Below are 26,639 nucleotides of genomic sequence, written 5' to 3'. Positions count from 1 at the left end.
GGAAATCGGTTCCGCACGCAACTACACTGAAACGCTCGGCACATTGTGGCCGTAATCATCGACCTCACCAGGGAGCAACCGACATGATGACTTTGGAGCAACTCGGCGTTCTGCAGCGATCACAACTCGAAATCTGGATGGCTGTCACTGACGAAGCGGTGAGCGGCGTCAATCGCCTGATCGGGCTCAATCTGCAGGCCATCAAGGCGGGGCTCGGCGAGACGGAGCACTGCCTGCACGAAGCCGTTGGCGCGCAAGACGCGGGCGAATGGTGGAACGCTCAAGCGCGCTATCTGCAACCCGCTGGGGAACGCGTCTCAGGCTACACGCGCAACTTTGTTGAAATTGGTGTGGAGACGCAAAACGGAATCGCTCGTGCGTTGCAGCGCCATGGTGACGAAGTCCGCCGCCAGTGGGGTTTCGTTGCCGAAAATTTTGTGGACGCCGCGCCTCCTGGAGCCGAGGCGGCGGTGAATTTCTTCAAAGCATCTGTCGGCCTGGAAGTGGCAGCAGCCGAGGCGGCTGAAGAAGTCGGCGCGAGCCGAATCCTAATGCCAAGTGACGTGGGCGCCCTGGACACCACGACACGCTGAAGCTCCTCTGTCCGGGTGAGATGCGTCGGCGTGTGCCGACAGTCATTTCGGTACAGTCCTACAAAACGGTACGGGCGGAGATCGACATTCCGCCCGTGCGCGTCTCTCTACACTTCCTACATGCCTATCAACCATGTAGGAGGTCGTCATGTCCTATCTCGTTGCGTGGCTCTTGGGTGTTCCCGCGCTTGTGTTGCTGGTGATCTGGCTGTTCGTGCATTGACGCGCAGCTTCGCTTACCCCCATACAACCCGGAGGACACATGACTTTCCGAGACGACTGCAAAATCGAGGTATCTGCCTATGAACTCTCGCCGCAAGTGTGGCGCGCCGAAGTGAGCATCCTTCGCGTCAGCAACGGTGAGACCCTGTTAGCCCGTACAACCGTGCGCGAATCGGCGAACACGTATCGGAGCGCCGCCAGCGCCCTGGAAGCCGCGCGAGCGTATGCCGAAGCGATGATCGCCTCCGGTGAGTTCGACTGCAGCCCCGCGCTGAACTGACGGGGGAGCGTCGTGTGCGATGTGGCGTTACGTTCTGTTACTAATTCGCCAGCGCCGTATCACCTGTGTCAGCGGCCCTGAATACAATACAAATACCGTATTCAGCGCCGGCTACGGATTTGTCCGGCGCTCTCGCTGCAGGTGATGAACATGATTCGACGCAATGTGCTGTGGATTGCAGGTGCAGCCGCACTGGCAGTGCTGGCCGTGCCGCAGATGGCGTCGGCGCACGTGAGCGTCGGCATCGGGTTTGGGGTGCCCGTGGCGCCGGTGTATGTGGCACCCGCGCCGGTGTATTACCCACCGCCGCCGGTTTATTACGCGCCGCCGCCACCTCCGGTGTACTACGCCCCGGCGCCCGTGTATTACGGTCCGCCCGCTTATGGCCCGGCACCGGTTGTGGTTGGCGCTGGCTGGTACCGTTGGGGACCGCGCTATCGCTGGTACGACGGCCGTCACTGGGGCCACTGGCGGTAAGCGGCATGCCTGCCAAGAGAAAGGCTCCTTCGGGAGCTTTTTTCTTTGGCGGTACGTCTACGCCGTGGCACGGCATCTGCGTCTCTCTGGATGACGGGTACGCGCGCAACCAGCCCCGTGACAAAGCACCGCGGTGCAGAACTGGTGGCTCACTTGCCTGGTCGCTATGACGTCCGCGTGAACAACGTGGACACGTGTGCCGCAGCGGTGCACGTCATGTTCGCAGTGTCATGACCGAAGGAGTCTTCATGCAAATCACCACGCAACGCTTTGCAACGCGCTCCCTGGTTGCAGCCGCAAGCGGCTTGATGCTGGCGCTAAGCGCGGCGGTCGCGCACGCCGGCTCGATCGATCCGTATCAGCCCGCCCACAAGGTGAGCCGCGCCGATCCCTATACCGACGGTGCCAAGGTAAGCCGCACGGACCCCTATACCGACGGCGCCAAGATGGGGCGTGCCGATCCATATACGGACGGCGCCTGCTCGGACCGTCAACCGTAAAGGGTCGGCGGCAGAATCGCTGCCGCATCGCAACATCAAGCCCGGGCGATACCCGGGCTTTTTCTTTGCGCATCTTTCTGGCGCACGCCGCGGGTTAAGGTTGGCTGCGCTGGGGCGCAGCAAACGCAGGCGTACCACGCAGGCGGAACGATACTCAACGATACTGAAAAGCAGGAATGTATCGGCTCTTTTGCGTCTTTAGTGCAGGATCATGCGGTGGGAGCGATCGTTACCGATGGCATACTTTTGCCTGATACGGGCTTTACGCAGCCTTTGCGCCTTTGCACTACAACCCCCAAGGAGAACGCCATGAAAACGAAACCGTGCCTGTGCCAGGACGATGTCACCAAGATCCTTGACGCTGCCGAGAAAGAAGCGCGCGCGCACCAATGGAACGTGACGATTGCCGTGGTGGACGACGGCGGGCATCTGATGGGCCTGCGCCGCATGGACGGCTGCGCCACCATCTCGGCGTACATCGCCCCGGAAAAGGCGCGTACGGCAGCGCTCGGTCGTCGCGAGTCGAAAATCTACGAAGACATCATCAACAATGGTCGCATCTCGTTCCTGTCGGCGCCGCATCTGCAGGGCATGCTCGAGGGCGGTGTGCCGGTGATGGTGGAAGGCGCGTGTGCCGGTGCAGTGGGCGTGTCAGGCGTGAAGTCGACCGAGGATGTCGTGATCGCCAAGGCGGGCATTGCCGCGCTGCACGTGATTTGCTGATCTGCAGTCACGCAAGACTAACCAACAAAGGGAAGGGCGCGGCAGCAGTCGCGCCCTTTTCTTTGGGCGTGCACGATGCTGGCAAAGAACGGCGCGGCTGGCGTTCGTCCGGCAATGCGAAATGACGAGGACTGGCTACGGCCGAATGTCTCCTGAGAGAGACGTCCCCACAAAGCCGTGCGTGCTGCGGTGTTACTTGGTCAGGATCAACTTGCCGAAGCGCGTCACGCGGAGCGTGTAGACCGCGCCGTTGTGACGGATCGCCACCGCGTTCTGGCCAGCAAAGAGTTGTTCGGAAGTCACCATCCGCGTGTCGCCGATGGCGGTGGGAATGTCGCGAACAGCTTCGGATGCAGTCGATGCGGTAGACGTTGCGGACGCGGCATTCAGATCAGCGGGGCGCTTGCGGGCCACAATGACATGGCGACGGCGGCTCACGGTACGTCCTGCGTCTTGGTGTTCGGAAGCGTTCATGGCGATGTCCTGGCGGGCGGAAACATGGGCTGAGACGTAGGCTGGCAAAGGGTTTCCAGCGAATGCCAAATATATTAAATGAGAATCGTTATCATTACAAGCGCGGACTGACGATGTGCTGATCCATGCCTGAAAAACAAAACCGGGCGCGAGGCCCGGTCGTGTAGACGTGCTGTGAGTCAGCCGTGCCGCGATGCCGGACGTTCTGCGAGAACGGCGGTCGGGCAGCGTGGTGATGCCACCTTAGTGCTGCGGCTCTGTTACAAAGCCGATGCGCGAGAGGCCGCCGCGCTGGATGGACGCCATGACCTGCGCCACGCGCTCGTAGCGCACGTTGCGGTCTGCGCGCAAGTGCATCTCAGGTTGCGGCTGCTGTTGCGCGGCCTGCGCGATGTCGGCTTGCAGCGTGGCCTCGTCGACCGGCTGGTTGTTCCAGAACACCTGGCCTTCTGCGTTGATCTCGACGTTCACGCTTTGTGGCTTGGCGTCGTCGGGTTTGTTGGACGCGCGCGGCAGGTCGATCTTCACCGCGTGGTTGATCACCGGAATGGTGATGATGAAGATGATCAGCAGCACCAGCATGACGTCGACCAGCGGCGTCATGTTGATCTCGCTCATCACCTCGTCATCGTTGTCGAAAGATCCGAAGGACATGGTCTCTCCTTACTGCTGCTTGACAGCAGTCAGGCGCACGCCGGCGTCTTCACGCGAGGCGCCCGGGCGCAGGCGCGCACCGGTCACGAAGTAGGCGTGCAGGTCGTGCGCAAAGCGGTTCAGCTTGGCGATGATGGCCTTGTTGCCGCGCGTGAGGGCGTTGTAGCCGAGCACCGCCGGAATGGCCACAGCCAGGCCGAAGGCGGTCATGATGAGCGATTCGCCCACGGGGCCGGCCACCTTGTCGATGGTCGGCACGCCCACTGCACCGATACCGAGCAGGGCGTGATAGATGCCCCACACCGTGCCGAACAGACCGACGAACGGTGCGGTCGAGCCGACCGATGCCAGCACGGCCAAGCCCGATTGCATTTGCCCCACGGCCTCATCGATGGCGCTCTTGAGCGAGCGGGTGATCCAGTCGGAAATGTCCATCACATCATGCAGCTGCGGTTGGCTGGCGCGGTGATGCTGCGCCGCTTCCCGGCCCGTTTGTGCGAGCGTGTGGAAAGGGTTGTCCTTGGGCGAGCCGAGCGTCTGTATGGCGTGATCGAAATCATCCGAGTGCCAGAAACGCTTTTCAGCGCCTTGTGCCATCGACTTCAGACGCACGATGTCCCACGCCTTGGTGAAGATGACGATCCACGAGGCGAGCGACATGATGAGCAGCAGAATCGCCGTCGCGCGGGTGACGACGTCGCCTTGTGTCCAGAGGTGGGAAAGACCGAGTTCCTGCATGATGAATATCCTGAATTGAGCGAGAGGCTAAGCGAAAAGCGGAATCGAATTAGTTGTCGAGCTTGAAGACGAACGGCTTGCTGGCCACCACGGGCACGGCGCGGCCGTTCTGCTTGTACGGGCTGCACTTGATGGCGCGCGCGGCATCGGCGGCAGCGCGGTCCAGGCGAGGCGAGCCGGACGACGACGTGACCGCAACATTGGTGACCTCACCGGCCGTGCCGATGGAAATCTTGACCATGGCGCGGCCTTCCTCGCCCATTTTCTGCGACATGCTGGGATAGACGAGCGGCGGCTCGCTGCACTGGATGTCGTTGATGCCGACGCTGATCGGACCGGACGAAACGGGGGCCGGCGCGGGCGCTTGTTCAGGGGCCGGTGCCGGCGGTGCGGGCGGTGCGGCGGGCACCACGGGGGCGTTGTCCGATGGCGGGAGCATGGGCGTCGGCATCGGCATCGGCATGGGCTTGGGTTGCGCGACCGGCCTGACGATGTTGACAGGCTTGGGCGCCTCTTGCTTGACCGGCTGCTGCTTGGGCGGCTCCGGCTGCTTGATCGGCTCAGGCGCGGCCGGAATGATGTGCGCCTGGATTTCCAGCGGTTCTTCGACAGTCGGGCGCGGTGCGATCAGGCCAAGCTGAATCAGCATCAGCACGCCCGCGTGCATCAACAGCACGACGACGAGAATCTTGAGAGTACGAGGGTGAATCATCAACGACCGGGAATCGAAAGCAGAAAAAGGAATGCGATGCGATGGTGGTGGGATGACCAACGAAAGCGGCGCAGCGTCAGCGCTTGCCGAAGACGATCAGTGAAATCCCAATGCTGATGAGCAGACTCAGGAGCAATTCCATGGCGCCTAGCGTTGAAGCCGGCGGGGTCGTCGCCAGCGAGGCAGATATTGTAGGCCTGCAACTGCAACAGTGTTGCGACAACCGAGCAAGGTTTGTGTTCAGCCAACTGTGTCGATAGGCGAAGTATAAACGATAATGATTCCTATTTGCGTGAAAATCCCCTGTCTTTCGTGGGGTAGGAATCACGTCCAGACGACTGATGGCATGAAACTGCCTGTGCGGGCGGTTGGCGATTCCGGGAGCGGTTGGCTCGCAACTTGCAAAGACACGGGTCCTCCCGGGGTACGCTGTGTGTGCAAACGCGCTAGGATGAAAGGCATTCAAACACGGTGACCGGCCGGCCAACCGTGAAACGGGGAAGAAGGGGGCGACCATGGATGAAGCCAACCTCAACATGGACGACGCTGAAGACGATGGCACGTTCGTCCCCACGGGCGGCAGGCAGCCGCAGGCGCTGCTGTTGTCCTCGCTCGATTCCATGTGCGCACAGTTTGCGTTGCGCACGGTCTGCACGATGGGACTGCGCTTCAACCTGCGCACCAATATCAACGACATCCTCACCGTTTGCGCGCCGGAGCTGATCTGGCCCGTCACGGTCATCCAGCGCCTGCAGCGCTTTTTGTCTGCGCGCTGCGCCGACATGCCGGGCTGGCGCGCTGTCGGCAAGCTCGACCTGCCCACCTTCATGGACCGCCACGGCCAGTGGAGCAGCGCCTTCGATGAAAGCTCGCTGTTCTATTACCTGGACGAGTACGTCAAGCATCACGCCAAGGACATGTTCACGGTGTTCGGCGCGTCGTGCGATGCGCTGGGCGAGCGGCTCGCCAGCGAGCGCGTCCTGCTGGTCAGCAACATCGACATGCTGGCCCGTGTGCTGGGCCTGCCACCACACGAACGCGCGCTGCTGCTGTTTGCGTCCCTGGTGAAGTACAAGCGCGACCTGCGCGCGGTGATGGTCGACTGCAAGGTCGCGCACAGCCAGGAAGCGTTCCAGTTGCTCGCGAGCCTGGCGGGGGCCAGCACGGCCGAAGTTGCTGCGTCATTGCGGCCAGGTTCGCGGCTGGAGACGCTGGGGCTGATCGAGCCGCCGCTGCCCGAAAACAGCGTCACCGACCTGGGCGATCTGATGCGTATCTCCGACCGCCTCCTGCACGTGCTGCTGGGCGACTACGCCTGCGAGGCCGACATGATGGCCGTCTTCACGCGCCCCGCGCCGTCGACCACGCTGTCGCAGTCCGACTATCCGCATGTGGAAACCGATGCGCGCTACCTTACGGCGCTGTTGGAGAACGCCTCACAGCAGCGCGCGGCGGGCGTGAACATCCTGCTGTATGGCGCGCCTGGCACCGGCAAGACCGAACTGGCCCGCGTGCTGGCGCGCGACGCTGGCTGCGAACTGTACGAGGTGGATTGCCTCGACAAGGACGGCAACAGCCTTACGGGCAAAGACCGCTATCGCTCGCTGCAGGTGTCGCAGGCGTTCCTGCGCGGGCGGCCCGGCGCGGTGCTGCTGTTCGACGAGGTGGAGGACGTCTTCCCCGGCCCGACGCGCGAGCTGATGAGCCTCTTTGGCCACGAAGAGCCGCGTGGCTCCGTCAACGGCAAGGCGTGGGTGAACCAGACGCTGGAGCAGAACCCCGTTCCGGTGATCTGGGTGTCGAATTCCATTCGTCAGATTGACCCGGCGTACCTGCGCCGCTTCCAGTTCCATCTTGAGTTGAAGGTGCCGCCGCCGACGGTGCGCGAGAGCATCATCCGCAAGCATCTGGAAGGGCTGGAGGTGTCGGACGCCTTCATGGCCAAGTTGGCAGCGCGCAAGACGCTCACGCCCGCGCAGATCGATTCTGCCGCACGCTTTGCGCGCCTGACGCAGCCGGCAATGGAAGAGCCTGCCGAATCCCTGATCGAGCGTCAGCTCGACCACGCAGATCAGGCGATGGGCCTGCGGCCGGAGGTGCAAGCGCACCGCGTCGTGACCGAATACAAGCTGGACTATCTGAACCTTGAGACACGGTTTTCCGTCGAGCGCATCATCGAGGCGCTGCGCGCGCGGCGACGCGGCACATTGTGTTTCTATGGGCCGCCCGGTACGGGCAAGACGGTGCTGGCCGAGCACATCGCGGCGCAACTTGACATGCCGTTGATGATTCGCCGCGCGTCCGACTTGATGAGCAAGTACGTCGGCGAAACCGAGCAGCAGATCGCGGCGATGTTCTCGCGCGCCGAAGAGGAACGCGCACTGCTGCTGCTCGACGAGGCGGACAGCTTCATGCAGAGCCGCCAGGGCGCTGTGCGCAATTACGAGGTGTCGGAAGTCAACGAGATGCTGCAGGGCATGGAGCGCTTTGACGGCATCTTCATCTGCACGACCAATTTGTTTGATCGGATTGATGAGGCGGCGCTGCGGCGGTTTGCATTCAAGATCCGCTTCAAGCCGCTGGTGCGTGCGCAGCGCGAGCAGATGTTCATTGCCGAGGCGCTGGGGGGCAAGGCGGAGGCACTCAAGCCTGTGTGGCGCGAGATGTTGGCGTCTCTCGACATGCTCACGCCGGGTGATTTTGCGGTGGTCAAGCAGCAGTCCGTACTGCTGGGCGAGACGCTTGACCCCGAGGCCTTCCTTGCACAATTGCGGCAGGAGCATTCCATCAAGCCGGAACTGCGCGAGCGGCGCTCCATTGGATTCACACCGCGCTGACGCTTAATACATATCAAGCGCATGCAGCCGCGTCTGCGCTAACGTGGTCGGTTGGACAGATCTTCAGCCGCCCCGATGCCAACCGCCCCCACGCTGTTCTACGAACGCATGCCGCCCGCCGGCGTGGTGTTCGGCTGCCTGCTGCCAGTGCCGTGGGTGGGCGCGGCGGCCGGTCTCCTGCTGGCGCTGGGCCCGTCTGCGGGTTTGCCCGACCGATTTGCTCCGCTATCGCTCGCGCTGGTTCACGCCTTGGTCGTCGGCATGTTATTGTCGGCGATGCTTGGTGCGCTATTTCAATTGCTTCCCGTGGTGGCCGGTGTGCCTGTGCGCGGCGCGAAATGGGTGTCGCCTTGGGTTGCGCTCTCATGCGTGGCAACGGCATCTGCGCTTGCAACGGGTTTCCTGGGCGCGGACCATCGCGCGTTCGTGCTGGCTGCTTGGTTGGGTGCGCCGCTGTTGGCGGTCCCTGCTGCGTTGATCATCCTTGCTGGCATGCGCGTGGGGCAGACACGCGCAACGCATGCGACGGTGCGGACACTGCGCCGCATCGGCTGGCCCTTGTTGGTCACGCTGGCGAGCGGCGCAACGCTTGGCACGGCATTGGCTAGCGGATGGTTTGCGCCATCGCCCGTGCTGTTGAACCTGCATGTCGGTTGGGGCCTCGGCGGCTGGCTGGCAACGTTGGTCGCGGGCGTGGCGTCGACGGTGTTGCCGATGTTCTGGCAGACGCGGCGTCTACCTGAGCCTTGGCATCGGCTGATGCCGTGGTGGCTGTGGGCGCCACTGGTCGTTGGCAGTCTATGCAGCGGTGTGGGCGATGCGGTGTTCTGGCAGACATGGGGATGGCTCGCCCTGGCAGCGCTGGCGCTGGTGGGCGTGCGTGCAGTGTGCAGCGCGCGTCGTCGGCACGATCCGGGCTGGCGGTTGTGGCTGGCCGCTGCCGTCGCCTGGCTCGTGGTTGCCATGTTGGGGCTGACCGCATCCTGGCTGCCGTCAGACTGGCCCATCGCATGGGAGATCGGCGCGCTGGCCGTCGTGGGCGGTGGCGTGCTGCCAGTCAACGCGATGCTTGGCAAGATCATCCCGTTCATGATCTGGATGCACCTGCGCAGGCGGGTGCCGCGGCATGTGCGGCTGCCGGCCATGCAAACGTTGATCGGTGAGCGGCAACAGCATTGGCATGCTCGCCTGCTGCTGTTCGTGTTGCTGGCGTTGTTGCTGGTGCCGCTGCATCCTGAGCGGATGGCGATGGTCGCGGGCCTGCTGTTCGCGCTGGCGCACGTGTGGCTGGGTGCGATGCTGTGCCGAGCGCTGCTGACGTTTCGCCGTGTCTCGCGAGCGTTTGCGCCCGCTTGACGGAACGCAAAACCACATTGGCGGACAAGTCGCAGACTGGCCGCCATGACACAGAACGCTTCCCCCATTGAACTCGTGGCGCCCGCCGGCAGCCTGGCCGCGCTCAAGGCTGCGGTGGAAGCCGGGGCCGACTCCGTCTACCTCGGCTTGAAGAATGCGACCAACGCGCGCAACTTCGCCGGCCTGAACTTTACCGAGAGCGACATCCGAGCCGGCGTCGAATTTGCGCATCGGAAAGGGCGCCAGGTGCTGTTTGCCATCAACACGTTTCCGCAGCCTGGCCGTGCCATCGAGTGGCGCATGGCAATCGATGCTGCCTACATGCTGGGCGCCGATGCCGTGATCCTGGCCGACCCCGGGCTGATGGCCTATGCATGCGAGCGCTATCCCAACCTTCGGCTGCATCTATCCGTGCAGGGTTCGGCAACGCATGCCGACGCCATCGAGCTCATGCGTGAGCAGTTCGGCATCCACCGCGCCGTCCTGCCGCGCGTGCTGACCTTGACCGAAGTCGAACGTGTGATCCAGCAGACTTCGGTGCAGATCGAGGTATTCGGTTTTGGCAGCCTGTGCGTGATGGCTGAAGGTCGTTGCCTGCTGTCGTCGTATGCCACGGGGGATTCACCCAACAACAAGGGTGTGTGTTCGCCGGCGCACGCGGTGCGCTGGGTCGAGCGCGACGGCAGTCTGGATGCACGCCTGAACAACATCATGATCGACCAATACGCACCGGGCGAACCGGCTGGGTATCCGACGCTGTGCAAGGGGCGCTTCCTCGTCGACGGTGAGGTCGACCACGTGCTCGAAGAACCCACGAGCCTCAATGCGCTCAGCCTGTTGCCCAGGCTGCTCGCCATGGGTGTGTCGGCGATCAAGATCGAGGGGCGCCAGCGCAGTCCGGCGTACGTTGCGCAGGTGGTGGCCACATTGCGCGCCGCATTGGATGCTGCACAGGCGGACCCGGCGCGCTTCTCGGTCAAGCCCGATTGGCAGGCCGCACTCGTGCGCCACGCAGAAGGCGCGCACGTCACGCAGGGTGCGTTTGATCGGCCCTGGAAATAGAAGGCACATCATGTCCTACGAAATTTCGCTTGGTCCGCTGCTGTACTACTGGCCGCGGCTACGGACGTTCGACTTTTACGCAGAAGTGGCCGCCAGTCCTGTCGACATCGTCTATGTGGGCGAGACGGTTTGCAGCCGCCGCCACGAATTGCGCGCGGACGACTGGCTCGATATCGCCGCCATGCTGCGCGAGGCTGGCAAGTCGGTTGTGCTGTCGACGCGCACGCTCATCGAAACCAGTGCCGAGGCGCAGGCGTTGCGCAAGCAGTGTCAGCAGGACGTCTGGATGGTCGAAGCCGGCGAGCTTGGCGCCGTGCGGTTGCTGAACGGTCGGCCATTCGTTGCCGGGCCGCATTGCAACGCGTATCACGGCGCGACCCTGGCGTGGCTGGCTGGGCTGGGCGCGGTGCGTGCGGTAATGCCGCTGGAGATGAGCCAGGCCACACTGGCCGGCCTGATGCGCGAGAAGCCAGCCGAATTGGCGATCGAAGCGATGGTGTGGGGACGCTTGCCGCTGGCATTTTCCGCACGCTGCTTTACGGCGCGGCACTTTCGCCTCAACAAGGACGACTGCGGATTCCGCTGCATCGAGCATCCCGATGGCCTGGCGGTGCGCACGCGCGAAGGGCAGGAGTTTCTCGCCATCAACGGTATCCAGACGCAATCAGGGCAATGCCTCGACATTCTCGATCAGGCGCCCGCGCTGTCTGCGCTGGGTGTGAAGGTGTTGCGTGTCAGCCCGCAATCGCGCGGCACGCTGGACGCCGTGGCAGCACTGGATGCCCTGCGCCTGGGCCTGCCTGTGCGGGACGTGCAGCCGCCGGAGGGCATTGGGCGCTGCAATGGCTACTGGCATGGGCAGTCCGGCATTGAGTGGCTGGAGATGCCGCAATGACGCGCCTGCGCCCACCCGAAGTCTTCGTTCGCATGGCGCGCAGCCTACCGGTGCCGCTCACATCGTTCCCCTTTGTGATGGGGCTCGATCTCGCCCGCCGCCTGTCTTGGCTGACGCCGCCCCCGGAGTTGGACGGGCGGCGCTTTGCCATCACCGTGGAGGACCTGGGCTTGCGCGCCTGTTTTTGCTGCCGCGGTGGAGCGTTCCACATGTTTTCTGCGTCAAGCTCCGAACCTGAGCTGGAGTTGCGTGCAGGCATGGGCGATTTCGTTGCGCTCATTCGCGGCACTGCCGACGCGGACACGCTGTTCTTCCAGCGCCGCCTCAAGATTGCGGGGGAAACGGAGCTTGGGCTGATTGTCAAGAACTGGCTCGATGCGGCCGCACGCCCGGCGTGGCTTGCACGCTGGCAATCGCGGTAGGGAGAGGGGCGCCATGTCATCACGTGCGTTACCCCTCGTCTACGCCTGCTCGGGTTGTTCGAGCGTGGCGCAAGCGGCAAACCGCCTGGCCGTCGATTTGGACCGTGCAGGCAGGGCAGAGATGTCTTGTATCAGCGGTGTCGGCGGCGGTGTTCGCGCGCTCGTCAAGACAGCACGCAGCGGACGGCCTATTCTCGCGCTCGACGGTTGTGCACTGGCGTGCGTCAAGGCCTGTCTGGCAACGGTGGGCGTGGCACCGGACGTTCACCTCGTGCTCAACCAGTGCGGCGCCAAGAAGCGTTATCACGCTGATTGCAGCGACGATGAATTGAGTGCTGCCGCCGCGCTGGTGGATGATGCCGTCAACACGCTCAAGCATCGGCCCGACACCGCAGGCGATTGACCTGCGTCGAGCTTCTACTGCTATCCCGCCATGAGCTGACGCTGCAACGCCGTGGTGTTTTGGATCACGACCTCGCGGCCTTCCACGCGGATCAACCCGTCGCGAATCAACTGTCGCAGCGTGCGGGAAAGCGTGGCCGGTGCCAGCCCGAGCTTGGACGCGACCAGACTCTTGCTGCATGGAAACCGCGTGCGATCAAACTTGCGCGGCAGCGAGAGCAAATACCCGATCAGCCGTTCATTGGCGCTTTGCAGGTTCACGGTTTCGATGTCGCACATCAGCGTGTGCAGGCGGGTGGACAGCCCCGTCAACATCTGCCGCGCCAGGCGCGGATGCACGTGGAGTGCATCGTCGACGGCGCGCTTACCGATCCAGACAAGCAGGCTGTCTTCCATGGCTTGCGCATCTGCCGCGTAGGGGCGGTTCAGAAACATGAAGGGCTCGCCAAAGCACTCGCCGGGCCCGAAGAACTCGATGACCTTGCATTGGCCGTGCGCCCCCGGCAATACGAGTTTGATCGCACCGACCACCACGACAAAGAAGCCATCGGCGTGGTCGCCACGGCGAAACGCGAAGTCGTGCCGCGACACGCGCACTGCGTGGCTGTCGCGCGCGAGCAAGGCAATGTCATCGTTGTCGAAGTCCAGGAACAGCGGGCTGTGCTTGAGCAGATCGCCCACATTGAGGGGGTCTTGCATGGTGTCACCGGCAACAGAAAGAAGAAAAGCTGGCAGCCAATGCGCGCTGGGTGCCCTCGCTGGGCAGCGTGATGGCCGGGGTTCCGGGGGCACTTCGGTAGGCTTGTAGTGCGTAGTGTTTCACGCCGCGCCGGCTGAGGTTTTGCGCCAGCGCAAGAAGTTGCGGTTCCGGCAACCAGTCGGGGTGCCATGTGGTGCGGCATTCGAATGCGCCGCCGTTCTGCAGCAGAAGATCCAGGCACGCATCGACCGGCGCTGCGCTGCCGCGGCGGCCCGTGAGCGCATCGTAGTGCGGTGCGCTGGTCTTGATGTCGAGCCCCACCCAGTCCAGCTGCGGCAGTACGTCGGTCAGGCGCGCCGGATAGATGCCGCCGGTGTGCAGGCCAATCTTGTAGCCGAGCGCCCGCACGTCGCGTATCAGTTGCGGCAGGTGCGGCTCGCTCAGCGGTTCACCGCCCGAGAAGACCACCGCATCGAGCAGGCCCGTGCGACGCTGCAGAAAGGCGAAGACGTCGTTCCAATCCAGCGTGCGTGTCCGGGTCTGCAAGTGCGGGTTGTGGCAGTAATGACAGCGCCACGGGCAGCCGGCCACGAACACCACCGCCGCAAGCTGCCCGGGCCAGTCGACGCTGGAAAAAGGTGCCAGGCCGCCGATGGCCGGCGGCGGGCAGTGTGGCGGCTCAGCGGGCGCGGTCTTCAACGAAGAAGCGGCGTTCACGGAATTCCCCTTGCTTGCCGATATTGAATGAGCTGACGGGCCGGTGATAGCCCATCACGCGGGTCCAGACTTCGCAGCGCGTGCGCTGGCTGTCGTCGAGTGCAACGGTGCGGTTGGTGGTTTGTGCAACGGTGGTCATACGGAGGCTCCTTCGTGATGGAGGTGGGTGGAAGAACCTGGGGTGCCTGCCGCTGTGCAGCCGCACTTGCCGTGGGGCTGCTGGGCCAGCAGATCTGCATCGCATTTCGGACAGAACGTGTGATGGCCGGACAGATAGCCGTGTTTCGGGCAGATCGAAAACGTCGGGGTGATGGTGATGTACGGCAGGCGGAAGTTGGCCAGCGCGCGGCGCACGAGTTCCTTGCATGCCTGCGGCGATGAGATCGCTTCGTTCATGTACAGGTGCAGGACCGTGCCGCCCGTGTACTTGCTCTGCAGTGCTTCCTGGCGCGCCAGCGCTTCAAACGGGTCGTCGGTGTAGCCGACGGGCAACTGGCTTGAGTTGGTGTAATACGGCTGCGCGGTCGTACCGGCCTGCAGGATGCCAGGCCAGCGCTTGCGGTCTTCGCGGGCGAAGCGGTAGGTGGTGCCCTCTGCGGGTGTGGCTTCGAGGTTGTACAGGTGCCCGGTCGCCTCCTGGAATTCCGTCATGCGCTGACGTACGTGGTCGAGCAGGCGCACCGCCATGGCATGGCCGAATGGCGTGGTGATGTCGTCGGCATCGTGTGTGAAGTTGCGCACCATTTCGTTGATGCCGTTCACGCCCAGCGTACTGAAGTGGTTGCGCAGCGTGCCCAGGTAGCGGCGCGTGTATGGATACAGCCCCTGATCGATCAGCCGCTGCACGAACTTGCGCTTGACCTCCAGCACATCGCGGCCGAGGGCGAGCAGCGTGTCCAGCCGCGCCAGCAGCGCTGCCTCATCTTCCGCGTAGAGATACCCCAGTCGTGCGCAGTTGACGGTCACGACGCCGATGGACCCGGTCTGCTCAGCCGAGCCAAACAACCCGTTGCCGCGCTTGAGCAGTTCGCGCAGGTCAAGCTGCAGGCGGCAGCACATCGAGCGCACCATGTGCGGCTCCAGGTCGGAGTTGAGGAAGTTCTGAAAGTAGGGCAGCCCGTAGCGCGCCGTCATCTCGAACAGCAACGTGGTGTTTGGGTGCTCCCAATCGAAGTCCGACGTGATGTTGTAGGTCGGTATCGGGAACGTGAACGCGCGGTCTTTCGCATCGCCGGCCATCATGACCTCGATGTACGCGCGGTTGATCATGTCCATCTCGGGCTGGAGATCGCCGTAGGTGAAGGGCATCTCTTCGCCGCCGATGTAAGGAACCTGTTCGCGCAGGTCGGCCGGACAAGTCCAGTCGAACGTGAGGTTGGTGAACGGCGTTTGCGTGCCCCAGCGGCTGGGTACGTTCAGGTTGTAGATCAGTTCCTGCATGGACTGCTTGACCGCGGCATACGACATCGCGTCGCGGCGGATGAACGGCGCCATGTAGGTATCGAACGAACTGAACGCCTGCGCGCCGGCCCACTCGTTCTGCAGCGTGCCCAGAAAGTTGACGATCTGCCCGATGGCTGCGGACATATGCCGCGGCGGCGTTGCCTCCACCTTGCCCGGCACGCCGTTGAATCCCTCCGTCAGCAACTGCCGCAACGACCAGCCTGCGCAGTAGCCCGAGAGCATGTCGAGATCGTGGATGTGGAGGTCGCCCTCGCGGTGCGCCGTGCCCGCTTCGGGGCTGTAGACGTGCGAAAGCCAGTAGTTGGCCGTGACCTTGCCCGCCACGTTCAGGATCAGGCCGCCCAGGCTGTAGCCCTGATTGGCGTTGGCGTTGACGCGCCAGTCGCGCTGCTCGAGGTACTCCTCCATCGTGCTTTCGACATCGACCAGCGTGTGCTTGAGCGAACGCAGCCGGGCGTGCTGTTCGCGGTAGACGATGTAGGCGCGCGCGGTGCGCCAATAGCCGGCGTCCACCAGCACCTCTTCCACGCAGTTCTGGATGATTTCGATACCTGGGCAGGGGAGCGGCGCAAGATGTGCAACCACGCCTGAGGTCAGGTGCTGCGCCTCGATGGTGTCGAATTCGCCGGTGGCCTGGCCGGCTGCGGCGATGGCCTGTCGAATCTTCTGCGCATCGAACGGCGCCAATGAACCGTCGCGCTTGGTGACTTGCCCAGTGACCTGTGTGCCCGTCATGAGGTACTCCATATAGTGGTATGGAGTCAGACTAGCACTACATATTGTGGTCTGTGAGCCTTAAAGACCTGGATCTTTGAATCGCTTGACCCCGGTCAACCCGGGCCGGGGCCGATGCGCAAGCCGGGTGTCCCGGTCAGTCAACGATGAGTAGTCGAGCGCCCTTTTTGGTGGTCGACTGATGGGCTTCGGCATCGTCGCCCACCTGATAGCTCATACCGGGCGTGAGCGTGAACGTGCGGCCGTCTTCCAGTGTGGTTTCCAGTTCGCCGTCAAGGCAGAACAGGATGTGGCCCTTCTTGCACCAATGGTCGGCCAGGTAGCCAGGCGTGTACTCCACCATGCGCACGCGGATGCGGTCCGACTCGTCGCCAAAGTAGCGCGTGCGCCAGATCGCCATGCCGGTTTCGCCGGCATGTTCGGTAGGTTCAACGGTAGACCAGTCGGTTGTGCCGAAGGCGAAGGGCGCCATTTTCATTGCAGGGCTCCGGTGGTGACATAAGCCCATGATGGTATCAGCGGCATACGTGGTACAGGCGTCGCTTTTCATGTGCTCGAAACAGCGCTTGTTGGTATGCCCCGACGGCATTGCGTGTCGCTCAATAATCCGCTTCGCACTGGCCAATTCCAGTGCTCATGCGGCATTGCAGCAGGGTGTCAACGGCGCCATATCAATGTATGCAGAAATTGCATGATGCTATGCAACATCGACATAACGATCGCCATGCGCTTCTCTAATATCGTCGCTTTTTACAAAGCATGACGAACTTGGGCCGGCCCTTGGCCCCATGAGATCTGCGTCTGCCGCGCGCCGCCTTCCGGCCACGGTATTCCTTGGAGAAAGTCTTGAACACCAAACGTCTGACCTCCCACATTGGGCTGGCAATGCTGCTGGGCATTGCCGTCGGCTGGGGTTGCCACGAATACGCCAAGGACGCTGCGGCGGCCAAGGACATCGCTTCGTACTTCAGCATCATCACCGACATCTTCCTGCGCATGATCAAGATGATCATCGCGCCGCTGGTGTTCTCGACCCTGGTGACGGGCCTGGCGAGCATGAGCGGCGGGCGTTCGGTGGGCCGCGTGGGCCTGCGCGCGATGATCTGGTTTGTGTGCGCGTCGGCCACGTCGCTGGCGCTGGGCATGCTGCTGGTCAACTTCTTCCAGCCGGGTGTGCACATGAACCTGGCGCTGCCGGATGTGTCGGCCACGTCGGGCCTGAAGACGGGTGACTTCACCCTCAAGGCCTTCATCACGCACGTGTTTCCGCGCAGCATCGTGGAGGCCATGGCCACCAACGAAATCCTGCAGATCTTGGTGTTCTCGCTGTTCTTCGGCGCCGCGCTGTCGACGATGAAGAATCCGATGGACAGTGTGATCGGCCGTGGCCTGGAAGAACTGACCAAGCTGATGTTCCGCATTACCGACTACGTGATGCGCTTTGCACCGCTGGGCGTATTTGCCGCCATGGCCGCTGCGATCACGGTGGAAGGCGTGGGCGTGCTGTGGACCTACGGCAAGCTGATCGGCGAGTTCTACCTGGGCCTGGCACTGCTGTGGGCGATCCTGTTCCTGGTGGGCTATGTGCTGCTGGGCCGCTCGCTGGGCCGTCTGCTGGGGCTGATTCGCGAGCCGACGCTGCTGGCGTTCGCCACCGCAAGCAGCGAATCCGCTTACCCGAAGACGATCGAGGCGCTGGACCGGTTTGGCGTGCCCAAGCGCATCTCCAGCTTCGTCCTGCCGCTGGGCTACTCGTTCAACCTGGATGGCTCGATGATGTACCAGGCGTTTGCGGTGCTGTTCATCGCGCAGGCCTACAACATCGAGATGAGCTTCACGCAACAGGTCACGCTGCTGCTGGTGCTGATGCTCACGAGCAAGGGGATGGCCGGCGTGGCGCGTGCATCGCTGGTGGTGGTGGCGGCCACGCTGCCGATGTTCCATCTGCCCGAAGCTGGTCTGCTGCTGATCATCGGGATCGACCAGTTCTTCGACATGGGCCGCACGGCAACCAACGTGATCGGCAACAGCCTGGCCACGGCCGTGGTGGCAAAGTACGAGCCGGCAGAAGACGAAGCGGCGGCGGACGTTGCCGAACCGGCAGTGCAACCGACGGTCGGCTGACATTCAGCCAAGATGACAATGCGCCGCCTTTCAGGGCGGCGTTGTCCTTTTCGGGCGGCGTTATTCGGGCTGGGAAGCGAGCGACACCGCGACGGGGCTCAGGGGCGCGTCGCCAATGTCGACCCGCTGGGCCATTGGCGCCTCTCCGAGCAACGCAGCCACCATGGCTTGCAGCGGAAGCACATCGCCGGTGCTCATGAAGCATGGCGTTGCGGCTTGGCCCGATGCCTGCAATCCCGCTGCCGCGAGCGTGCGGCCCAGATGGCGCGCGACGGCGTGTCCGGTGTCGATCAATGTCAACCGGTCGCCCGCAATCTCATGGATGGCATCTTCCAGGAAGGGGTAGTGCGTGCAGCCGAGCACCAACGTGTCGGCATTCGCATCGAGCATCGGTTGCAGATAGGCGCGCAGCAGTTCCAGCACCGCAGGCGAGTGGGTATCGCCGCGTTCGATCAGGGGGACGAGGCCGTAGCCGGGCTGGCTCAGCACCTTGCAATTGCCAGAGGCACCCGCCAGCAGGCGCGCAAATTTCTCGCTGCGCAGCGTGCTTTCGGTCGCGAGCACGCCGACCACACGGCTTTTCGACGTGGCAACCGCTGGCTTTAAGCCGGGCTCGACGCCAATCACCGGCACCGCGAGCTTTGCGCGCAGCACGTGCACGGCCTGCGCCGTGGCGGTGTTGCAGGCGATCACCAACGCCTTGCAGCCTTGTTCGATCAGCCATTCGCACACACGGAGCGTGCGATCGGCAATGTACTCGGGAGATTTTTCCCCGTACGGGGCATGGCGGGAATCCGCCAGGTAGAGAAGCGATTCGGCCGGCAGTTCGGCGCGAATCGCGCGCAGGACGGAGAGCCCTCCGAGGCCGGAATCAAAGACCCCGACCGGTGCCTGCGCGCGTGTCGTCATATTGAACGTGAATGAACGGATCAGCCCGCTGCGACCGGAATCTTGCCGATCTTCGCTTGCCATTCCGCCGGGCCGGTCTTGTGGACCGACGTGCCCGAGCTGTCCACGGCGACGGTGACAGGCATGTCCTTCACGTCGAATTCATAGATCGCTTCCATGCCCAGGTCTTCGAACGCCAGCACCTTCGAACCTCGGATGGCCTTCGACACCAGGTACGCCGCGCCGCCCACGGCCATCAGGTAAGCCGACTTGTGCTTCTTGATGGACTCGATGGCGACCGGGCCGCGCTCGGCCTTGCCCACCATGGCGATCAGGCCCGTCTGGGCGAGCATCGTCTCGGTGAACTTGTCCATGCGCGTGGCCGTGGTCGGGCCGGCCGGGCCCACGACTTCATCCCGCACCGGGTCGACTGGGCCGACGTAGTAGATCACGCGGTTGGTGAAGTCGATCGGCAGTTTCTCGCCCTTGGCCAGCATGTCGGCGATGCGCTTGTGTGCGGCGTCGCGGCCGGTCAGCATCTTGCCGTTCAGCAGGAGCGTCTGGCCCGGCTTCCACGAGGCAACTTCTTCCGGCGTGAGCGTGTTCAGGTCGACGCGCTTCGACGTTTCCGTATTCGGTGCCCACTCGACCTTCGGCCATTGCGACAGGTCCGGCGCTTCCAGCTTGGCAACGCCGCTGCCGTCCAGTGTGAAGTGCGCATGACGTGTGGCGGCGCAGTTCGGGATCATGGCGACCGGCAGGTTGGCTGCGTGCGTCGGGTAGTCCAGGATCTTCACGTCGAGCACGGTGGCCAGGCCGCCCAGGCCTTGCGCGCCAATGCCCAGTGCGTTGACCTTCTCGTACAGCTCGATGCGCAGTTCTTCAGCGCGGTTGCTGGGGCCGCGGGCGATCAGGTCTTGAATGTCGATCGGCTCCATCAGGGCTTCCTTGGCCAGCAGCATGGCCTTTTCAGCCGTGCCGCCAATGCCGATGCCCAGCATGCCCGGCGGGCACCAGCCGGCGCCCATGGTTGGCACAGTCTTGAGCACCCAGTCGACAATCGAGTCCGACGGATTCAGCATCACGAACTTCGACTTGGCCTCCGAGCCGCCGCCCTTGGCCGCGACGATCACGTCCACCGTGTCGCCCGGCACGATCGACATGTTGATTACGGCCGGGGTGTTGTCCTTCGTGTTGGTGCGCTTGCCGGCCGGATCAGCCAGCACGCTTGCGCGCAGCTTGTTGTCGACGTCGTTGTACGCGCGGCGCACACCTTCGTTGACCATGTCTTCCAGGCTCATCGTGGCGTTGCCCTTTTCGCTTCCCCAGCGCACGTTCATGCCGACCTTCAGGAACACGGTGACGATGCCGGTGTCCTGGCAGATCGGGCGCTTGCCTTCGGCGCACATGCGGCTGTTGGTCAGGATCTGCGCGATGGCATCCTTGGCCGCCGGGCTCTGCTCCTGCTCATAGGCGCGGCCCAGAGCAGTGATGTAGTCCATCGGGTGGTAGTAGCTGATGTACTGCAGCGCGTCGGCGACGCTCTGGATGAGGTCTTCTTGACGAATGACGGTCATGGTGGGGGACCAACGTATAGGAATGAAAAGCCGGTGCGGCAGGGCAGTGGTCAGTGACCTTCACTCCCTGCCTGTGGCCTGGACGGCGGGCGCCGCAGGCTCAGAACAGCCTGAGATCATACACCCAATGTCGGGCGCGGATTGTCCGAGCGCGTTCGTCGGAATCGCCGCGCCGACAAGGGCGCAGCGTCAATGTGCGTCGGCAGGCTCGCCGTGCGGATGCGCGTGCGAAACGATGCGGTCCACCCACGCCATCACCAGCGCAGACACCAGGAACGCCACGTGGATCGCCACCTGCCACAGGATCGTGTGCGTGTCTTTCTGGGCCGCGTCGATGAACGTCTTGAGCAGGTGGATCGACGAGATGCTGATCAGCGCCATCGACAGTTTCACCTTCAGCACGCCGGCGTTGACGTGGTCCAGCCATTCGGGCTCATCTTCATGGCCTTCGATGCCGAGCTTGGACACAAAGATGTCGTACCCGCCGATGATCACCATGATCAGCAGGTTGGAGATCATGACCACGTCGATCAGGCCCAGCACGGCCAGCATGATCTTGGTTTCGTCCATGTCGCCCAGGTGCGAAACCAGGTGCCACACCTCGACGACGAAAAGGTACACATACGCTGCCTGGGCGATGATCAGCCCCATGTAAAGCGGCAGTTGCAGCCAGCGGGAAAAGAAGATGAGGCGCGGAATCGGGCGCAGCGGAGCGATGGGCGACTTCATGGCAAACAGGGGCGGGTGAAAAGCGGGCGATTGTAGCGTCCCAAGTTTGCCGAATCGCTGAGTGAAAGACGGCTGCAGCCGGCCTGCGCTATTCGCGGTCCAGTGACGGATCGAGCGGGTCCAGCGGGTCCGCCACACGGGGGCGGCGCGCCGGCTGTCGCGGCCGTGCTGGCCAGCTCGCGACAAGGATGCCTGCCACGACGCACGCCAGCGCAATGCCGTGCGGCCAGCCCGGGGTTTCGCCCAGCGCCACGATGCCGTAGGTGGCGGCCGCTATCGGCAGCACCGAAGTGAACACGCCCGCAAGGTGAGCCGGCACGTGCCGAATGCCCTTCATCCACAGCCAGAACGAGAAGATGCTGGCCGACAGCGCGTACCAAAGCACCAGGCCCCAGATCGGCAACGGCACGCCCGACAGATCGAACGTGAGCAGCGGCATCAGCCCCAGCGGCAGCATCAGCAGGCCGCCGATCAGGTGCGTGTATGCGCAGATCTCGATGGCGGGCAACGTTTGCGTCAGGCGCCGCGACAGGATCACGTAGATCGACTCGCATAGCACCGCGCCCATCACCAGCGCATTGCCCAGCAACGCCTGCGCCGCATCGGCAGGCGCAGCGCCCGAAGATTCGCCGCCGCGGTAGGCGTTGAGAATGGCGACGCCGGCCACCGCCAGCACCACCGACGCCAGCGTCCGCCCCGAAGGCTTTTCGCGCAGCACCAGCCATGACAGCAGCGCCACCGCGGCTGGAATCGTGCTGGTGATGATGCCCGCGGCCAGCGCCGAGGTCAGCCGCACGCCGTTCAGCATCAGCAGCGTAAAACCGAACGTACCGAAAAAGGCCTGGAGGAACAGGTTGGTCCACTCGCCGCGCGTCACGCGGCGCATGCGCGCGGGCTTGTACCACGGCGCCATGCACACGATGGCAATCAGAAAACGCAGCAACGCAAACAGCATCACCGGCATGACGGCGACGATCGATTTACCGAAACCGACGTTGCTGCCGACCAGTGCCATGGCAGCAATCAGGAAAAGGGCGTGGATGGGCACGATGAGAAATCAGTGGAAACCGGCACGGGACACGGCTCTCTGGCCGGCTATGTTGCGCTGCGATGCGTGCCGTAACAGGAAGTGACGCATTATAGTAATGCCCTTCACGTCGGTTTGCGGCGCAGAAATGCGTAAGGCTGGAGTCAGGTCAGCCCCTTAGATTCGCCGCAAAACGACTACAGACATCGCTATCAGGAGACACCATGGCTGGCATTGAATCTGTCCTGCAGGAAACGCGCGTTTTCAACCCGCCCGAATCCTTCGTCAAACAGGCAAACATCGCCGGCATGGATGCGTACCGTGCCCTGTGCGCCGAAGCCGAAAAAGATTACGAAGGCTTCTGGGCGCGCCTCGCCCACGAGCACCTGCTGTGGCACAAGCCCTTCAGCAAGGTGCTGGACGAGTCCAACGCACCGTTCTACAAGTGGTTTGAAGACGGCGAACTCAACGCGTCTTACAACTGCCTCGAGCGCAACCTTGAGAACGGCAACGCCGACAAGGTCGCCATCATTTTCGAAACCGATGACGGCAACGTCTCGCGCATCACGTATCGCGAACTCCACGCGCGCGTCTGCCGCTTCGCCAACGGCCTGAAGGCCCTGGGCATCAAGAAGGGCGACCGCGTGGTGATCTACATGCCGATGTCGGTGGAAGGCATCGTCGCCATGCAGGCGTGCGCGCGCATCGGTGCGACGCACTCGGTGGTGTTCGGCGGGTTCTCGGCCAAGTCGCTGCAGGAACGCATCGTCGATGTGGGCGCCGTGGCGCTCATCACCGCAGACGAGCAAATGCGCGGCGGCAAGGCGCTGCCGCTCAAGGCCATCGCCGACGAAGCGCTCGCCATGGAAGGCACGGACGCCGTCAAGCACGTGATCGTCTACCGCCGCACCAACGGCAACGTGAACTGGGTGGAAGGCCGCGACCGCGCGATGGACGAGGTTGAAGCCGGCCAGCCGGACACCTGCGAGGTCACGCCGGTCGGCGCGGAACATCCGCTGTTCATCCTCTACACCTCGGGTTCGACCGGCAAGCCGAAGGGCGTGCAGCACAGCACGGGCGGCTACCTGCTGTGGGCGCTGCTCACCATGCAGTGGACGTTCGACCTGAAACCCGACGACATCTTCTGGTGTACCGCAGATATCGGGTGGGTGACGGGCCACAGCTACATCGCGTACGGCCCGCTCGCGGCCGGCGCCACGCAGGTCGTGTTCGAAGGTGTGCCGACGTATCCGAACGCCGGCCGCTTCTGGGACATGATCCAGCGTCACAAGGTCAACACGTTCTACACCGCGCCGACGGCGATCCGCTCGCTGATCAAGGCCGCCGAAGCGGACGAGAAGGTCCACCCCAAGCAGTACGACCTCTCGAGCCTGCGCCTGCTGGGCACCGTGGGCGAGCCGATCAACCCGGAAGCGTGGATGTGGTACCACACGAATATCGGCGGCGGCCGTTGCCCGATCGTCGATACGTTCTGGCAGACGGAGACCGGCGGCCACATGATGACGCCGCTGCCGGGCGCCACGCCGCTGGTGCCGGGCTCGTGCACGCTGCCGCTGCCGGGCATCATGGCCGCCGTTGTCGATGAAACCGGGCACGATGTTCCCAACGGTCAGGGCGGCATCTTGGTGGTCAAGCGTCCGTGGCCGTCGATGATCCGCACAATCTGGGGTGACCCGGAGCGCTTCAAGAAAAGCTACTTCCCGGAAGAGCTGGGCGGCAAGCTCTATCTGGCGGGCGATGGTTCGATCCGCGACAAGGAGACCGGCTACTTCACCATCATGGGCCGCATCGATGACGTGCTGAACGTCTCGGGCCACCGCATGGGCACGATGGAGATTGAATCGGCGCTGGTGGCGAACCCGATCGTGGCCGAGGCTGCCGTGGTGGGCCGCCCCGACGACATGACCGGCGAAGCGATCTGCGCGTTCGTGGTGCTCAAGCGCGCGCGCCCCGATGGCGACGAAGCCAAGCAGATCGCCAACGAGCTGCGCAACTGGGTCGGCAAGGAGATCGGGCCGATCGCCAAGCCGAAGGACATCCGCTTTGGCGACAACCTGCCCAAGACGCGCTCGGGCAAGATCATGCGCCGCCTGTTGCGCTCGCTGGCCAAGGGCGAGGACATCACGCAGGACACGTCCACGCTTGAGAACCCAGCCATCCTCGATCAACTGAAGGAAACGCGCTAACCGCCAGCGCTGGCCGCCGATCTTGGCCACCGACTCGCAACAAGACAGCCGCTTCCGCAAGCGGCTGTTTCTGTATTACGGGCTCTATACCGTAGGGCTGCTGCTCTTCATCGTGATGATGGGCGCGATCGAGCACGTGCGCGGGCCCGGCGTGTGGCTCGGCTACGTGTTTCTGTTCGTCACGATTGCCATCTATGCGTGCATCGGGCTGATCTGCCGCACGGCCGATCTGACCGAGTACTACGTGGCAGGGCGCCGTGTGCCGGCGTTCTTCAACGGCATGGCCACCGCGGCTGACTGGATGAGCGCGGCATCCTTCATCGGCCTGGCGGGCATCGTGTTCGCCTCGGGCTATGAAGGTCTCGCCTATGTGATGGGCTGGACGGGCGGCTACTGCCTCGTCGCTTTCCTGCTGGCGCCGTACCTGCGCAAATTTGGCGGCTACACGGTGCCGGATTTTCTCGCCAACCGCTACGGCAACGGAGAACGCGGCGGCAGTTCTGTCGTGCGTGGCATTGCGGTGCTGGGGGCGACGCTGTGTTCGTTCGTCTACCTCGTCGCGCAGATCCAGGGTGTGGGGCTGGTGGTCACGCGCTTTATCGGCGTCGAGTTTTCGGTGGGCGTGTTCTTCGGGCTGGCGGGCATTCTGGTGTGCTCGTTCCTGGGCGGTATGCGCGCCGTGACGTGGACCCAGGTCGCGCAGTACATCATCATGATCGTGTCCTTTCTGGGCGTGGTGTCGATCATCGGCTGGCATCGGTATCACGATCCGGTGCCGCAGTTATCGACGGGCCGCCTGCTGGTGCAGATCGAGAAAGAGGAGCGGCGCATCGCGCATGACCCTGCCGAGCAGCACGTGCGTGACCACTTCCTGAACGAAGCTCAGGGGCTGCAGGAGCGTATCTCGCAGCTGCCGCAGTCGTTCGACCATGCCCGCGAAGCGCTGAATGCGCAGCTCAAGCTTGCACGCGAACGCAATGCGCCACTGCGCGAGATCAAGGCGCTGGAGCGCCAGCGCGAAGAGTTTCCGCCCGATGCGGCCACCGCGTCGATCCTCTGGAACGAGCAGCGCGAAGACGCGCTGGCGCGCAGCCGTATAGGGCCGCCATCCACCGAACCATTCCCGTCGGCGTCGGAAAACGAGCGCGGCACCGAGCGGCTGAACTTCGTGCTGCTGGTGTTTTGCCTGATGGTTGGCACGGCGAGCCTGCCGCACATCCTCACGCGCTTTCACACCACGCCGTCGGTGCGCGAGACCCGCAACTCAGTGAGCTGGACACTCGTCTTCGTGGTGCTGCTGTATGTGTCGGCACCGGCGCTGGCGGCGCTCGTCAAGCTCGATCTGCTGCAGCACCTCGTGGGTGCGCCGTTTGCGGATCTGCCGCAATGGATTGTGCCTTGGCGCAAGGTCGACCCGCCCGTGTTTGCGCTGCATGACATCAACGGCGACGGCATCGTGCAGTGGGCCGAGGTGATGATGCAGCCGGACATGATCGTGCTGGCCGCGCCCGAGATTGCCGGGCTGCCGTACGTGTTGTCGGGCCTGATCGCGGCCGGTGCGCTGGCGGCGGCGCTGTCGACTGCCGATGGCCTGCTGCTGACCATCGCCAATGCGCTCTCGCACGACGTGTACTTCCACATGATCGACAACACGGCCAGCCACCAGCGGCGCGTGACGAGCGCCAAGGTAGTGTTGCTGGGCGTGGCTTTGCTGGCCGCCTATGTGACGTCATTGAAGCCGGGCAACATCCTCTTCCTGGTCGGGGCGGCCTTCTCGCTGGCGGCGTCGTGCTTCTTTCCGGTATTGGTGCTGGGCGTGTTCTGGAAGCGCACCAATCGTGCCGGGGCCATCGCGGGCATGCTGACGGGGCTGGCCGTGAGCGTGTACTACATCATCGCCAATTACCCGTTCTTCACGCGCATGACGGGCCTGCTTGGCCAGCCGTGGTTTGGTGTCGACCCCATTGCCTCGGGTGCGTTCGGCGTGCCAGCGGGGTTTGTCGCGGCGATTGTCGTGAGCCTGCTGACCAAGCCGAACCGGCCGGTGGTCGACAAACTCGTCGGCTACATTCGCGATCCGCTGTAAAAAAGCCGGCTCCCGACGAGCCGGCAAAGGGCAGGGCC

The 26,639-nt window shown here is 63.6% G+C and carries 27 protein-coding genes; 14 read left to right on the top strand and 13 right to left on the bottom strand.

Annotation, left to right across the window (positions count from 1 at the left end; genetic code table 11):
* The first annotated feature begins 83 nt into the window (after window positions 1–83).
* The 5 genes from AAHM38_RS09030 to AAHM38_RS09010 all read left to right on the top strand — a co-directional run bounded on the left by AAHM38_RS09030 (window position 84) and on the right by AAHM38_RS09010 (window position 2,795).
* Window positions 84–593: a phasin family protein gene (locus AAHM38_RS09030; protein WP_116576037.1), complete on the top strand. Its 510-nt coding sequence runs from the start codon at window positions 84–86 to the stop codon at window positions 591–593.
* 262 nt (window positions 594–855) lie between these two features.
* On the top strand, window positions 856–1,095 hold the full coding sequence (locus AAHM38_RS09025; RefSeq protein WP_009240988.1) for a hypothetical protein: 240 nt from the start codon (window positions 856–858) through the stop codon (window positions 1,093–1,095).
* A 144-nt stretch (window positions 1,096–1,239) separates the two neighbouring features.
* Window positions 1,240–1,572 (top strand): hypothetical protein, encoded by a 333-nt coding sequence (locus tag AAHM38_RS09020; RefSeq protein ID WP_041668200.1) that lies wholly within the window; start codon window positions 1,240–1,242, stop codon window positions 1,570–1,572.
* Window positions 1,573–1,820: 248 nt separating this feature from the next.
* On the top strand, window positions 1,821–2,072 hold the full coding sequence (locus AAHM38_RS09015; protein ID WP_012762243.1) for a hypothetical protein: 252 nt from the start codon (window positions 1,821–1,823) through the stop codon (window positions 2,070–2,072).
* A gap of 309 nt (window positions 2,073–2,381) precedes the next feature.
* Window positions 2,382–2,795, top strand: a complete 414-nt coding sequence (locus AAHM38_RS09010; protein ID WP_009240985.1) for a GlcG/HbpS family heme-binding protein — start codon at window positions 2,382–2,384, stop codon at window positions 2,793–2,795.
* A gap of 192 nt (window positions 2,796–2,987) precedes the next feature.
* Here the strand turns inward: AAHM38_RS09010 and hemP are convergent, their stop codons facing one another.
* The 4 genes from hemP to AAHM38_RS08990 form a co-directional block, all read right to left on the bottom strand.
* Window positions 2,988–3,269, bottom strand: a complete 282-nt coding sequence (gene hemP / locus AAHM38_RS09005) for a hemin uptake protein HemP (protein WP_012762242.1) — start codon at window positions 3,267–3,269, stop codon at window positions 2,988–2,990.
* A gap of 243 nt (window positions 3,270–3,512) precedes the next feature.
* Window positions 3,513–3,923: an ExbD/TolR family protein gene (locus tag AAHM38_RS09000; RefSeq protein WP_009240983.1), complete on the bottom strand. Its 411-nt coding sequence runs from the start codon at window positions 3,921–3,923 to the stop codon at window positions 3,513–3,515.
* A gap of 9 nt (window positions 3,924–3,932) precedes the next feature.
* On the bottom strand, window positions 3,933–4,661 hold the full coding sequence (locus AAHM38_RS08995) for a MotA/TolQ/ExbB proton channel family protein (protein WP_116576038.1): 729 nt from the start codon (window positions 4,659–4,661) through the stop codon (window positions 3,933–3,935).
* Window positions 4,662–4,710: 49 nt separating this feature from the next.
* On the bottom strand, window positions 4,711–5,373 hold the full coding sequence (locus AAHM38_RS08990; protein WP_009240981.1) for an energy transducer TonB: 663 nt from the start codon (window positions 5,371–5,373) through the stop codon (window positions 4,711–4,713).
* Between the two features lie 515 nt (window positions 5,374–5,888).
* On the opposite strand from AAHM38_RS08990, the gene AAHM38_RS08985 reads away from it, so the two are divergent.
* The 6 genes from AAHM38_RS08985 to AAHM38_RS08960 all read left to right on the top strand — a co-directional run bounded on the left by AAHM38_RS08985 (window position 5,889) and on the right by AAHM38_RS08960 (window position 12,348).
* Window positions 5,889–8,210 (top strand): AAA family ATPase, encoded by a 2,322-nt coding sequence (locus AAHM38_RS08985; RefSeq protein WP_116576039.1) that lies wholly within the window; start codon window positions 5,889–5,891, stop codon window positions 8,208–8,210.
* Window positions 8,211–8,285: 75 nt separating this feature from the next.
* Window positions 8,286–9,566 (top strand): hypothetical protein, encoded by a 1,281-nt coding sequence (locus AAHM38_RS08980; protein WP_116576040.1) that lies wholly within the window; start codon window positions 8,286–8,288, stop codon window positions 9,564–9,566.
* Window positions 9,567–9,611: 45 nt separating this feature from the next.
* Window positions 9,612–10,628 (top strand): ubiquinone anaerobic biosynthesis protein UbiU, encoded by a 1,017-nt coding sequence (gene ubiU / locus AAHM38_RS08975; RefSeq protein WP_116576041.1) that lies wholly within the window; start codon window positions 9,612–9,614, stop codon window positions 10,626–10,628.
* A gap of 10 nt (window positions 10,629–10,638) precedes the next feature.
* Complete coding sequence (locus AAHM38_RS08970; RefSeq protein WP_116576042.1) at window positions 10,639–11,523, top strand: U32 family peptidase; 885 nt, start codon at window positions 10,639–10,641, stop codon at window positions 11,521–11,523.
* Window positions 11,520–11,945 (top strand): ubiquinone anaerobic biosynthesis accessory factor UbiT, encoded by a 426-nt coding sequence (gene ubiT / locus AAHM38_RS08965; RefSeq protein ID WP_116576043.1) that lies wholly within the window; start codon window positions 11,520–11,522, stop codon window positions 11,943–11,945. The genes AAHM38_RS08970 and ubiT overlap by 4 nt, the downstream gene beginning before the upstream one ends.
* A gap of 13 nt (window positions 11,946–11,958) precedes the next feature.
* The gene (locus AAHM38_RS08960) at window positions 11,959–12,348 is read left to right on the top strand and encodes a putative zinc-binding protein (RefSeq protein WP_116576044.1); all 390 of its coding nucleotides are present in this window, start codon (window positions 11,959–11,961) and stop codon (window positions 12,346–12,348) included.
* A 20-nt stretch (window positions 12,349–12,368) separates the two neighbouring features.
* On the opposite strand, the gene AAHM38_RS08955 is transcribed toward AAHM38_RS08960, so the two are convergent.
* The 5 genes from AAHM38_RS08955 to AAHM38_RS08935 all read right to left on the bottom strand — a co-directional run bounded on the left by AAHM38_RS08955 (window position 12,369) and on the right by AAHM38_RS08935 (window position 16,441).
* Window positions 12,369–13,046, bottom strand: a complete 678-nt coding sequence (locus AAHM38_RS08955) for a Crp/Fnr family transcriptional regulator (protein WP_012762234.1) — start codon at window positions 13,044–13,046, stop codon at window positions 12,369–12,371.
* Between the two features lie 4 nt (window positions 13,047–13,050).
* Complete coding sequence (locus AAHM38_RS08950; protein WP_037028529.1) at window positions 13,051–13,764, bottom strand: anaerobic ribonucleoside-triphosphate reductase activating protein; 714 nt, start codon at window positions 13,762–13,764, stop codon at window positions 13,051–13,053.
* The gene (nrdD, locus tag AAHM38_RS08945) at window positions 13,727–13,903 is read right to left on the bottom strand and encodes an anaerobic ribonucleoside-triphosphate reductase (RefSeq protein ID WP_004634363.1); all 177 of its coding nucleotides are present in this window, start codon (window positions 13,901–13,903) and stop codon (window positions 13,727–13,729) included. Before nrdD ends, AAHM38_RS08950 begins: the two co-directional genes overlap by 38 nt.
* Window positions 13,900–15,963 (bottom strand): ribonucleoside triphosphate reductase, encoded by a 2,064-nt coding sequence (locus AAHM38_RS08940; protein ID WP_116576045.1) that lies wholly within the window; start codon window positions 15,961–15,963, stop codon window positions 13,900–13,902. Before AAHM38_RS08940 ends, nrdD begins: the two co-directional genes overlap by 4 nt.
* Before the next feature lie 136 nt (window positions 15,964–16,099).
* Window positions 16,100–16,441, bottom strand: a complete 342-nt coding sequence (locus AAHM38_RS08935) for a DHCW motif cupin fold protein (protein WP_009240971.1) — start codon at window positions 16,439–16,441, stop codon at window positions 16,100–16,102.
* A gap of 368 nt (window positions 16,442–16,809) precedes the next feature.
* Here AAHM38_RS08935 and AAHM38_RS08930 point away from each other — a divergent pair, with 368 nt between their 5' ends.
* Window positions 16,810–18,087, top strand: a complete 1,278-nt coding sequence (locus tag AAHM38_RS08930; protein ID WP_009240970.1) for a dicarboxylate/amino acid:cation symporter — start codon at window positions 16,810–16,812, stop codon at window positions 18,085–18,087.
* Between the two features lie 60 nt (window positions 18,088–18,147).
* Here AAHM38_RS08930 and murI read toward each other — a convergent pair whose 3' ends face one another.
* The 4 genes from murI to AAHM38_RS08910 form a co-directional block, all read right to left on the bottom strand.
* Window positions 18,148–18,996 carry a glutamate racemase gene (gene murI / locus AAHM38_RS08925; protein WP_116576110.1) on the bottom strand — a complete coding sequence of 283 codons (849 nt, stop codon included), beginning with the start codon at window positions 18,994–18,996 and terminating at the stop codon, window positions 18,148–18,150.
* Between the two features lie 20 nt (window positions 18,997–19,016).
* Window positions 19,017–20,552, bottom strand: a complete 1,536-nt coding sequence (locus tag AAHM38_RS08920) for a fumarate hydratase (protein WP_116576046.1) — start codon at window positions 20,550–20,552, stop codon at window positions 19,017–19,019.
* A gap of 189 nt (window positions 20,553–20,741) precedes the next feature.
* A complete protein-coding gene (locus tag AAHM38_RS08915) occupies window positions 20,742–21,281 on the bottom strand; it encodes a TIGR00645 family protein (protein ID WP_116576047.1) in 540 nt (179 codons plus the stop codon).
* A gap of 88 nt (window positions 21,282–21,369) precedes the next feature.
* Window positions 21,370–22,329: a DMT family transporter gene (locus tag AAHM38_RS08910; RefSeq protein ID WP_116576048.1), complete on the bottom strand. Its 960-nt coding sequence runs from the start codon at window positions 22,327–22,329 to the stop codon at window positions 21,370–21,372.
* 203 nt (window positions 22,330–22,532) lie between these two features.
* Here AAHM38_RS08910 and acs point away from each other — a divergent pair, with 203 nt between their 5' ends.
* Together acs and AAHM38_RS08900 are read left to right on the top strand one after the other, a co-directional pair.
* Entirely contained in the window at window positions 22,533–24,515 is a 1,983-nt protein-coding gene (gene acs, locus AAHM38_RS08905; protein WP_116576049.1) for an acetate--CoA ligase, read from the top strand.
* Between the two features lie 19 nt (window positions 24,516–24,534).
* A complete protein-coding gene (locus AAHM38_RS08900; RefSeq protein WP_037028526.1) occupies window positions 24,535–26,601 on the top strand; it encodes a sodium:solute symporter family protein in 2,067 nt (688 codons plus the stop codon).
* Window positions 26,602–26,639: the final 38 nt, after the last annotated feature.

Origin of the sequence: Ralstonia sp. OTU4908, from assembly GCF_038440115.1 — a bacterium.
In the GTDB taxonomy this organism is placed as follows: Bacteria; Pseudomonadota; Gammaproteobacteria; order Burkholderiales; family Burkholderiaceae; genus Ralstonia; species Ralstonia pickettii.
Note: the sequence above shows the minus strand (reverse complement) of the source record. Positions and strands in the feature narration are given on the sequence as shown.

Bases quoted from the DNA above. Each gene is read 5' to 3' on its own strand.
- murI (WP_116576110.1), bottom strand. From the start codon at position 18,996: ATGACGACACGCGCGCAGGCACCGGTCGGGGTCTTTGATTCCGGCCTC.
- AAHM38_RS08970 (WP_116576042.1), top strand. From the start codon at position 10,639: ATGTCCTACGAAATTTCGCTTGGTCCGCTGCTGTACTACTGGCCGCGG.
- acs (WP_116576049.1), top strand. From the start codon at position 22,533: ATGGCTGGCATTGAATCTGTCCTGCAGGAAACGCGCGTTTTCAACCCG.
- AAHM38_RS09025 (WP_009240988.1), top strand. From the start codon at position 856: ATGACTTTCCGAGACGACTGCAAAATCGAGGTATCTGCCTATGAACTC.
- AAHM38_RS08955 (WP_012762234.1), bottom strand. From the start codon at position 13,046: ATGCAAGACCCCCTCAATGTGGGCGATCTGCTCAAGCACAGCCCGCTG.
- AAHM38_RS09030 (WP_116576037.1), top strand. From the start codon at position 84: ATGATGACTTTGGAGCAACTCGGCGTTCTGCAGCGATCACAACTCGAA.
- AAHM38_RS09015 (WP_012762243.1), top strand. From the start codon at position 1,821: ATGCAAATCACCACGCAACGCTTTGCAACGCGCTCCCTGGTTGCAGCC.
- AAHM38_RS09000 (WP_009240983.1), bottom strand. From the start codon at position 3,923: ATGTCCTTCGGATCTTTCGACAACGATGACGAGGTGATGAGCGAGATC.
- AAHM38_RS08915 (WP_116576047.1), bottom strand. From the start codon at position 21,281: ATGAAGTCGCCCATCGCTCCGCTGCGCCCGATTCCGCGCCTCATCTTC.
- ubiU (WP_116576041.1), top strand. From the start codon at position 9,612: ATGACACAGAACGCTTCCCCCATTGAACTCGTGGCGCCCGCCGGCAGC.
- AAHM38_RS09020 (WP_041668200.1), top strand. From the start codon at position 1,240: ATGAACATGATTCGACGCAATGTGCTGTGGATTGCAGGTGCAGCCGCA.
- AAHM38_RS08990 (WP_009240981.1), bottom strand. From the start codon at position 5,373: ATGATTCACCCTCGTACTCTCAAGATTCTCGTCGTCGTGCTGTTGATG.
- AAHM38_RS09010 (WP_009240985.1), top strand. From the start codon at position 2,382: ATGAAAACGAAACCGTGCCTGTGCCAGGACGATGTCACCAAGATCCTT.
- AAHM38_RS08935 (WP_009240971.1), bottom strand. From the start codon at position 16,441: ATGAAAATGGCGCCCTTCGCCTTCGGCACAACCGACTGGTCTACCGTT.
- AAHM38_RS08980 (WP_116576040.1), top strand. From the start codon at position 8,286: ATGCCAACCGCCCCCACGCTGTTCTACGAACGCATGCCGCCCGCCGGC.
- AAHM38_RS08995 (WP_116576038.1), bottom strand. From the start codon at position 4,661: ATGCAGGAACTCGGTCTTTCCCACCTCTGGACACAAGGCGACGTCGTC.
- AAHM38_RS08920 (WP_116576046.1), bottom strand. From the start codon at position 20,552: ATGACCGTCATTCGTCAAGAAGACCTCATCCAGAGCGTCGCCGACGCG.
- AAHM38_RS08985 (WP_116576039.1), top strand. From the start codon at position 5,889: ATGGATGAAGCCAACCTCAACATGGACGACGCTGAAGACGATGGCACG.
- nrdD (WP_004634363.1), bottom strand. From the start codon at position 13,903: ATGACCACCGTTGCACAAACCACCAACCGCACCGTTGCACTCGACGAC.
- AAHM38_RS08940 (WP_116576045.1), bottom strand. From the start codon at position 15,963: ATGACGGGCACACAGGTCACTGGGCAAGTCACCAAGCGCGACGGTTCA.
- ubiT (WP_116576043.1), top strand. From the start codon at position 11,520: ATGACGCGCCTGCGCCCACCCGAAGTCTTCGTTCGCATGGCGCGCAGC.
- hemP (WP_012762242.1), bottom strand. From the start codon at position 3,269: ATGAACGCTTCCGAACACCAAGACGCAGGACGTACCGTGAGCCGCCGT.
- AAHM38_RS08960 (WP_116576044.1), top strand. From the start codon at position 11,959: ATGTCATCACGTGCGTTACCCCTCGTCTACGCCTGCTCGGGTTGTTCG.